7 protein-coding genes are annotated in these 8,271 nt (G+C 62.0%); 1 reads left to right on the forward strand and 6 read right to left on the reverse strand.

Annotation, left to right across the window (positions count from 1 at the left end; genetic code table 11):
* Window positions 1–14 precede the first annotated feature (14 nt).
* The 6 genes from F474_RS22055 to F474_RS22735 all read right to left on the reverse strand — a co-directional run bounded on the left by F474_RS22055 (window position 15) and on the right by F474_RS22735 (window position 6,568).
* Window positions 15–929 carry a glutamate/aspartate ABC transporter substrate-binding protein gene (locus F474_RS22055; protein ID WP_097089286.1) on the reverse strand — a complete coding sequence of 305 codons (915 nt, stop codon included), beginning with the start codon at window positions 927–929 and terminating at the stop codon, window positions 15–17.
* A gap of 181 nt (window positions 930–1,110) precedes the next feature.
* A complete protein-coding gene (locus F474_RS22060) occupies window positions 1,111–1,809 on the reverse strand; it encodes a DUF4197 domain-containing protein (RefSeq protein WP_097089284.1) in 699 nt (232 codons plus the stop codon).
* A gap of 15 nt (window positions 1,810–1,824) precedes the next feature.
* Window positions 1,825–2,244, reverse strand: coding sequence for a YbaY family lipoprotein (locus F474_RS22065; RefSeq protein ID WP_371916179.1), 420 nt, complete (start codon window positions 2,242–2,244; stop codon window positions 1,825–1,827).
* Between the two features lie 109 nt (window positions 2,245–2,353).
* Window positions 2,354–4,828: a glycerol-3-phosphate 1-O-acyltransferase PlsB gene (plsB, locus tag F474_RS22070; RefSeq protein WP_097089279.1), complete on the reverse strand. Its 2,475-nt coding sequence runs from the start codon at window positions 4,826–4,828 to the stop codon at window positions 2,354–2,356.
* A 215-nt stretch (window positions 4,829–5,043) separates the two neighbouring features.
* Window positions 5,044–6,399 (reverse strand): TolC family outer membrane protein, encoded by a 1,356-nt coding sequence (locus tag F474_RS22075; protein WP_097089381.1) that lies wholly within the window; start codon window positions 6,397–6,399, stop codon window positions 5,044–5,046.
* The gene (locus F474_RS22735) at window positions 6,296–6,568 is read right to left on the reverse strand and encodes a hypothetical protein (RefSeq protein WP_165830358.1); all 273 of its coding nucleotides are present in this window, start codon (window positions 6,566–6,568) and stop codon (window positions 6,296–6,298) included. Before F474_RS22735 ends, F474_RS22075 begins: the two co-directional genes overlap by 104 nt.
* A 348-nt stretch (window positions 6,569–6,916) precedes the next feature.
* Between F474_RS22735 and F474_RS22080 the strand changes: the two genes are divergently transcribed.
* On the forward strand, window positions 6,917–8,271 hold a 1,355-nt coding region (locus tag F474_RS22080), incomplete at its 3' end, for a retention module-containing protein (RefSeq protein ID WP_125483396.1).

Consider the following 8,271-nt stretch of genomic DNA (forward strand, 5'->3'; position numbering starts at 1 on the left):
GCCAGGTGCAGGGCTTACGACTGCTTGTCGGGCGCTGGCTTGTCGGTCGGGGTGGCGATCAGGGCTTTGAGCTTGTCGCTCATCGGGAACTGCAGGTTCAGGCCTTTGGGTGGCACCGGCTGCTCGAACCACTTGTTGTAGATGCCGTTGATCTCGCCCGACTTGTAGGTGGCAGTAATGGCATCGTCGACGACTTTCTTGAAGGCCTCGTCGCCCTTGCGCACCATGCAGCCATAGATTTCATAGGACTGCGGTGTGCCGGTCACTTCCCATTCGGTGGGTTTCTTGGCCTTGGCCATTTCGCCGGCCAGCAGCACGTCGTCCATCATGAAAGCCACGGCGCGGCCGGTTTCCAGCATCTGGAAAGCTTCGCCGTGGTCCTTGGCCGAGATCACGTTCATGCCCATTTGCTTGTCGGCGTTCATGGCCTTGAGCAGGCGCTCGGAGGTGGTGCCGGCGGTGGTCACCACGTTCTTGCCCTTGAGGTCGGCGAAGTCTTTGTAGGCGCTGTCTTTCTTCGACAACAGGCGAGTGCCGACCTCGAAGATACCGACCGAGAAGTCGACCTGCTGGCCACGCTCTGCGTTGTTGGTGGTCGAGCCGCATTCCAGGTCGACGGTGCCGTTCTGCACCAGCGGGATACGGGTCTGGGAGGTCACCAGGTTGTACTTGACCTCAAGGTTGGGCATGTCCAACTGCTTCTTGAGCGCGTCGACGACTTTCAGTTGCAGGTCGTGCGAGTAGCCGATCGGTTTGCCGGAGGCATCAGCGATATAGGAGAAGGGAATGGAGGAGTCGCGGTGGCCGAGGGTGATGGAACCGGAGTCCTTGATCTTCTTCAAGGTGCCGGTCAGTTCTTCTGCCTGGGCGCCGGTGCTGCACAGTGCGGCGAACAGAGAGAGGCTCAACAGGGTCGGGGCGATACGCATGCTTTGTATCCTCGAGGTTTGTTCTTTTTAGTAGGCCAAGTTTGGCTACCGAGGATAGAGCAGAACGCGTGCCAGCTTTTTGAAGCGCTCAAGGCCCCGGTTTTCGGGGCCTTGAGCTAGGTAATGGCGCCGGGCCATCCGGGATCCCGGATTTGACCTTTGGCGCCGTTCGGAAAACCGACTATCGGCCGCCCAAGGCACCGAACACTTTCTTGGCCAGGCCGCTGGCCGCCGCCGCCGGGTTCTGGCGGATCGATTCCTCTTGCTGGGCAATCATCTTGAACAGCCCATCGAGCGCCTTTTCGGTGACATAGCCTTCGACCGTGTTGGTCTTGCTGTCGAGCAGGCCCAGCGCACTGGCCTGGCCCGCAACCCCGTTGAATTTCTGTGCCAGGCCGATCTTGTCGGTATTGGCCTTGACGATGGGCAGGAACTTGGCGCGGATCTCTTCGCGGCTGCTTTTGTTGAGGTACTGGGTGGCCGAATCCTGGCCGCCCTGAAGGATGCCCTTGGCGTCAGTGACGCTCATGTTTTTCACGGAGTTGACCAGAATCGCCTGAGCCTGAGGCACGGCGGCCTCGGCGGCGGCGTTCATGCCGTTTTCCAGGTCTTGAACCTGCGAGCCCATCCCCAGCGCGCCCATGAGCTTGTTGGCTTTCTCGAGTTTTGCGGGCAACTGGATACGTACCTGAGGGTTGTTGTTGAAGCCGCCCGGCGTGCCGAGTTGCTTGACCGCGACTTGAGCACCTTGTGCCAGAGCGTCTTTGAGGCCGCCGGTCGCATCGGATTGCGACAAATCGTTCAGCGACAGCGCCAATGCGTTGGCCGAAAGCAGTACGCCTGCGCACAGGGTGGCCAGGGGAGCGAAGCGACGAAGCATGGGAAGGTCCTTGTGTCAGTGAATGATCGGTGAGCCAGTATGCACCGGTTCAACGCGGATACGCAGCGGGGATGAGGCTTGGCTGTCGAGGGTTACGCTGTGCTGCTCGGTAGTGACCCACAGGAGCTTGCCGCTCACCTCGATGCGCGCACTGACCGCATAGCGATGGCCGCTCTTGAGCTGGTTGGGGTTGTAGGTAAGGGTGAACGGCAGAGGAACCTGGCGGCCTTCGGTGGGGCGGCTTTGCTTGCTCAGCTCCACGGCGGGCGCATCGGCCAGTGAGACATCCTGAAGGCTCACGCTCAACACGGCCTCTGGTGGCAATGCGCTGCGCTGTAGGTAGTACACCTCGCCTGCCAGGGTGGCCTCAGGTTTGGGAACCTGTGTGCATGCCCCCAGCGCGAAGACAGGCAGGCACAGTAACAAGGGGCGAATTCGCATGGTCCGGGCTCCAGTCAAAAGGTCCAAAGGCTAACGCCGTGGGCTGGCGGTGCAACCTGGCCGGGCGTTTTCGCGAGTTTTCCGAGAAGGGCCGGTGCTGGGGTCATACCGCAGGGGCCTCAGGTTGCAAAGCTACCTGGCGGATCGACAGCCTGAGCTCGGCCGACAGCACGCGCTTGGCCGCGCCCTCGGCCAGCTCACCCAACCGCGCCTGGTAACCCAGCCGGCCCTGATCGTCCGTGAACACCACCCCGACCGTTTGCAAGGTTTCGATGAAATGGCGAAACAGCGTTTTGTCGAAGAACTCCGGCGCATTCAAGCCATGGAGCATCGATAGCCGCCGTGCCATGACGGTGCACAGCTCTTCCAGCGACTCGGCCGTGAGCTGGTGCTGCCCGGCGTTGAGCAACAGGGCGATCGCCATGTAGAAGCGTTGAAGGGTCTGGGTGATGCAGCGCGCAAGCAGCGTCAGCAGCACGAACTCTCGCGAGCTGGGCGCGGCGCGTACGTAGGCATCGCCGTCCAGGCGCAGCAGGCCTTGCGCGACGAATGCATCCAGCCACAGGTCGATGACCTCGTCCAGCGCCTCGACCGGCCAGCGGATGAACAGCTCCGCTTGCAGGAATGGATACAACGCCCGGCTGAAGCGCTGCATCTGTTCGCGGTTCATCCGCGAGCCGCTCAGGAAGAAACTGGCCAGCAAGGCGGGCAGGGCGAAGGCGTGCAGGATGTTGTTGCGGTAGTAGGTCATCAGCACGGCATTGGGCTCATCCAGGTAAAGGATGCGCCCGAGCCGATCGTGTTGTTCGGTCAACAGCCCCATGCCGCGCACGTGTTCGATCAGCGCCTTGCCATCACCCTCGGGCAAGGTGGCGAACGGCGAGTAGGGCACTGCGCGCTGCAGCGCCAGAAACAGGTCCAGCGCTCGCTCCAGGGCGGCCTCATCCAGTGCCTGGCGGCTGCTGGACAACAGCGCCAGTGCCACCAGGTTGACTGGGTTGATCGCTACCGCCTCGTTGATGCTGCGGGCGACCTGATCACCCAGCTGGCGCGTGACCGGGTGCAGCCACTGCGGGCGCTCGCCCTCGGCCTGGGCCTGTTGTTGCCAGCCCGGCTGGGCGATGTCGAGAAACTGGCCGAGGCGAATGGGCTCTCCGAAGTTGACTGCCACCTCACCGAATCGCTGCTTGAGCGCGCCGAGCACCTTGAAGATGTCGAATACCGACTCCTTCTTCTTGCTTGCCCCGCGCAGCTCGCCCAGGTAGGTCCGGCCTTCGAGCACTCGCTCGTAGCCGATGTAGACCGGAACCAGCACTACAGGGGTGCGTGAAGAGCGCAAGTAACTGCGCAAGGTGATCGACAACATGCCCGGCTTGGGGCGCAGCATGCGCCCGGTGCGCGAACGGCCGCCTTCGACGAAATACTCCACCGGGAACCCGCGGGTGTGCAGCGTGTGCAGGTATTCGTTGAACACCGCGGCGTAGAGTGGGTTGCCTTTGAACGTGCGGCGCATGAAGAACGCCCCGCCGCGGCGCAGCAGGCTACCGATCACCGGCATGTTCAGGTTAATGCCGGCAGCGATGTGGGGGGGAGTGAGGCCATTGCGAAACAGCAGGTAGGAAAGCAGCAGGTAGTCGATGTGGCTGCGATGGCAGGGCACATAAATGACTTCATGGCCTGGGGCGATAGCCTTGACCTGGTCGATATGGCCGATCTTGATGCCATCGTAGATTTTGTGCCAGAACCAGCTCAGCACCACTTCCAGAAAGCGGATCGCGGTATAGGTGTAGTCCGAAGCGATCTCGTTGCCATACCTTAAAGCAAGCTTTTCGGCTTTCTCCTGTGTGATATGGCTGGCCTGCATTTGTTCGGCGATGGCCTCGCGCACCTGCGGTGCATGCACCAGGCCCTTGACCAAGTGGCGGCGGTGGGAGATGTCCGGGCCTATCACAGCAGCCTTTTGCTGGCGGAAATGCACCCGCAGCAATCGCTGGGCGCGGCGGGTCGTGCGCTCCTCGGTGTGGCCGCTGTTGATCAGCTCCCGCAAGCGCAGCGGCGGGGCGAACTGCACCCGGGTCTTGCGGCCCAGGATGAGGATGGTCACCAACCGGCGAAGGCGCCCGGTGACCGCCCAGCTGTCGGCGAACAGCAGCTTCCAGGCGCTGTTCTCACTGGCCGGCGACAACCCCCAGAACACGCTGACCGGCACGATCTGGGCGTCGACGCTCGAATCCTCGGCTGCCAGCCGGACCAGCCGGCTTAGGGTCGGTGGGGCGCCGCGCTTATCGTGGCGGCCCAGCCAGTCGGGGTCAGGGGTAAGGTAGAAGAACGCTGCCGGCTCCAGCACCGCATCCAGCGCCACGGGCCATACCGGCCGCGGCAGGCCCAGTTTTGCACATTCCCTGTCTACCACGGCCAGGTCGCTCAGCGCGGGCGATTGCAGCACGTAGAACACGGGGGTGCTGCGGTCGAGGTTTTGCCCGAACGACGGTGGATTGATGGTTTCGGACCGCACCCAAAGGTAGAGGGTACGGCGAAGCAGGCTGAATACCAGCCGGCGCAGGGGAGAAAGCGTCATGTGATGTGGGAGTCCTTGAATACCCGCGCATTGTGCCAGAAGTCGATCGCGAATCCGCGAACCACAGGCGGTGGTGCGGCCCAAGGCTGGTGCCGGCAATGCGTTGGATCATGGAACTGCACAATCGTGCAGCTGGCAGGCTGCCGAGCGAAGGGGCGGGTAGGAGAGCGGCGGGCGCTGCCCGAGCGGGGGAATGCTCGGGCAGCGCTTTGCGGCTAGCGCAGGCCTGGCAGGCGCGCTTCGCTGCGCACTTCGGTGTTGGCCACCGCTTCTGGCGGCAGCACGATGCGGGTCTTGGGCAGCAGCTCACCCATGTTGGCCAGCACGCGGTACATCGAGTATTCCTCGGTGTAGCGGACTTCCACAAAGCGGCGGTTGGCGTTGTACAGCTCGTTTTCGCTGTCCAGTACATCGAGCAGGGTGCGCTGGCCCAGGCCGAACTGGTCCTGGTAGGCGGAGCGCACGCGTGTGCTGGTCTGGGCGTATTCGCGGGCCACCGGCGTCTGGATACGGGCGTTTTCCATGGCGTGCCAGGCCAGCGACATGTTTTCGTTCAAGGTGCGCAGGGCATTGTTGCGAATGTCCATGGCCTGGTTGATGCGGTGCGCATCACCTTGCAGGCGTGCCTTGTCGGAACCACCACGGAACAGGTTGTAGCTCACCGCTACACCGGCGCGCCAGTCGTTAGCGTGGCCTTCCTCACCCGAGATGTTGTTGTTGGCACCTACCGCTACTTCGGCGTCTACGCGAGGGTAGAACTGCGATTTGGCGCCTTCGTACTGTTGCTCGGCCGACTGCACATCGGCCTGTGCCGATTTGAGGTAGGGGTTGTTTTCCTGCATTGCCTGGCGCGCTTGCTCAAGGCCTGCAGGCAATTCGCCGATGATCGACGCTGGCTCCTCAAGCTGGTCGGGCATCTGGCCGACTGCACTGTAGAAGTTCGACTCGGCGTCGGCCAGGTCCACCATCGCTGTCTGGTAGTTGTTTTGCGCCAGGGCCACCCGCGCGCGGGACTGGTCGCTGTCGGCGCTGCTGCCTACGCCGCGCTCGGTGCGCAGGCCGATCTGATCATTGACCCGCTGGTGTGCCTGCAGGTTGTTGCGCGCCAGCGCCACCTCTTCGCGACGCTGCAGAACTTGCAGGTAGACCTCCACGGCGCGCAGCGCCAGATCTTGCGCAACGCCTTGGGCGTAGTAGGCACGGGATGTCGACACCGAACGGGTGCGCTCCACTTCGCGCGACGTGTTGGAGCCGTCGAACAGCATCTGGCGCAGGCGCAATTCCGACTGGGTGTAGTTCAGGGTTTCTTTGTTGTGGTTGCCCTGGGCACGCGTGGTAGGGGTATCGGAGCGTTCACGGCCCCAGCCGCCGACCAGGTCCACTGTAGGGAAGTACGCACCACGGGCGACCTTGGCGTCCTCGTCCGCGGCCAAGCGCGCGTTAAGGTTCGATTGCAGCTCAGGATGGTTATCCACCGTCGCTTGAATGGCCTGCTGAAGGGTCATTGCATGCAGTGAGCCGGCGCTCATCGCCAAAAGGACGGCGCTGCAGAGCGGAGTAAAAACGCGCATCGGTACTTCTCCCTGTAGTGTGATGTGCAGCATCGCCAATCATTTGACGTTTTTGCTGGATCGTCTGGGTGGCGATCCTAACATCAGTTGTTAACTGGATTTTTCGAAGTTTTAAGATCGTTTTTTCATAGCCTATATGCCAAAAAAAACTTAGGAAATCGGCGGTCATACCCCGCATTCTGATGTCCGATGTAGCGCCCAAGGCTAGACCTGGGCTGTGAATCTGCAACTTTTGAAAAAGTTCAATGTTTTTTCGGCTCTGCACGGAGCTGCTGTAACGCACGGATCAGCGTTTCAGGGCTGGTGTGACAAAAAATTGGCGGTTAAATACTGCCGCCCAGTCCTGTAACACGGAAGCTTCGCTGAACTTGAATGTCTGAGCATTCATTCACTAGGTTCTGCATCAATGAAGTCTTCATGATAGCCTAGTGCCACTGCGCTGGATACATCCGCACGTCACAACAGCAGCCTTCCCGTGCCGCAGCCTGATGCCATAGATGGCAATGGAGGAGTGGGCATGGCAAGTTTGATCGGTGTTGTCAGCAAGGTGGTGGGCCAGGTCTTTGCGGTGGGCCCAGATGGCAACCGTCGCTTGTTGGTCGAAGGCGATCGCGTCTACGCGGGTGAAACCCTCGACACCGGCGTTGGCGGTGCGGTGGCGGTGCACCTGCAAAACGGCAGCGAGCTGACACTCGGCCGAGGCAGCAGCCTTGAACTCACTCCGCAACTGCTGGCCGGAGAAGCCCCGGTGTTGCAGGTTCAGGATGCCGACCCCTCCAATACTCAACTGACCGACGTTGAGCGATTGCAGCAAGCCATCGCAGCGGGTGAAGACCCGACCCAGAATGCCGAGCCGACTGCAGCCGGGCCCAACAGCCCTGCGGCCACTGTAAGTGGGCCGGCAGGCAGCCTGGGGGGTGGGCACTCATTCGTATTGCTGGAGGAGGTCGGAGGCTCGGTGACGCCGGTGATCGGCTTCCCCACCGAAGGGCTGTTCGTGACGCCTGAATTCCCCCGGCCCGACATTGGCGACCTGAATGTGAACCAGGCCGCACCGGGCACTGCTGTACCGCCGGTCACGCCCAACAACCCGGTGATCATTGGTGACCTCGATAACAACGGCCCGGAACATATCGTCTATGAAGCCAATCTGGGCAATGGCACCGACCCGAACCCTGAAGCGCTGGTCCAACGCGGCAGCTTCACTGTCGATGCCAAGGACGGCCTGGCATCGCTGACCATCGACGGTGTGCAGGTGATCGCCAACAACACCCTCGTGGGCACCAGCATCGTTGGCCAGGACGGCAACACCCTGACCATTACTGGTTACGACGCCAGCACTCAGACCATCAGCTACAGCTATACCCTCAGCCAGGCCCAGACCAATACCGGCAAGGCAGGTGAGGCGCTGTACGAAGACTTCAAGGTCGTCGCAACCGACCCGCAAGGCGACAGCGACACCGCCTGGCTCAACGTGAAGATCGTGGACGACGCCCCGATCGCTGCCGACGACACCAGCAAGGTGGCCACCGAGCAGGCCCCGACTGTGACCGGCAACGTGCTGGACAACGACAAGGTCGGTGCCGACAGCAATGCCACGCCGGTTACTGCCGAGCGCATCGAAGGCCAGTACGGCACCCTGACCCTCAACAGCGACGGCAGCTACAGCTACAGCTTGAAACCCGGCACCGTGCTGCCCAACGGCTTCAGCGGCAGCGACGTGTTCCAGTACACCCTCACCGACGGTGACGGCGACAGCACCACGGCCAAGCTGACCGTTCCGGTGGCCGGCGTCGATCACGGCGTGACCATCGTTGGCCTGGACAACAAAGGCCCCGAGCACTCCGTCAACGAAGCGAACCTGCCCAACGG

The sequence above is a fragment of the Pseudomonas sp. URIL14HWK12:I12 genome, from assembly GCF_003097135.1.
In the GTDB taxonomy this organism is placed as follows: Bacteria; Pseudomonadota; Gammaproteobacteria; order Pseudomonadales; family Pseudomonadaceae; genus Aquipseudomonas.

Bases quoted from the DNA above. Each gene is read 5' to 3' on its own strand.
- F474_RS22055 (WP_097089286.1), bottom strand. From the start codon at position 929: ATGCGTATCGCCCCGACCCTGTTGAGCCTCTCTCTGTTCGCCGCACTG.
- F474_RS22060 (WP_097089284.1), bottom strand. From the start codon at position 1,809: ATGCTTCGTCGCTTCGCTCCCCTGGCCACCCTGTGCGCAGGCGTACTG.
- plsB (WP_097089279.1), bottom strand. From the start codon at position 4,828: ATGACGCTTTCTCCCCTGCGCCGGCTGGTATTCAGCCTGCTTCGCCGT.
- F474_RS22075 (WP_097089381.1), bottom strand. From the start codon at position 6,399: ATGCGCGTTTTTACTCCGCTCTGCAGCGCCGTCCTTTTGGCGATGAGC.
- F474_RS22735 (WP_165830358.1), bottom strand. From the start codon at position 6,568: ATGACCGCCGATTTCCTAAGTTTTTTTTGGCATATAGGCTATGAAAAA.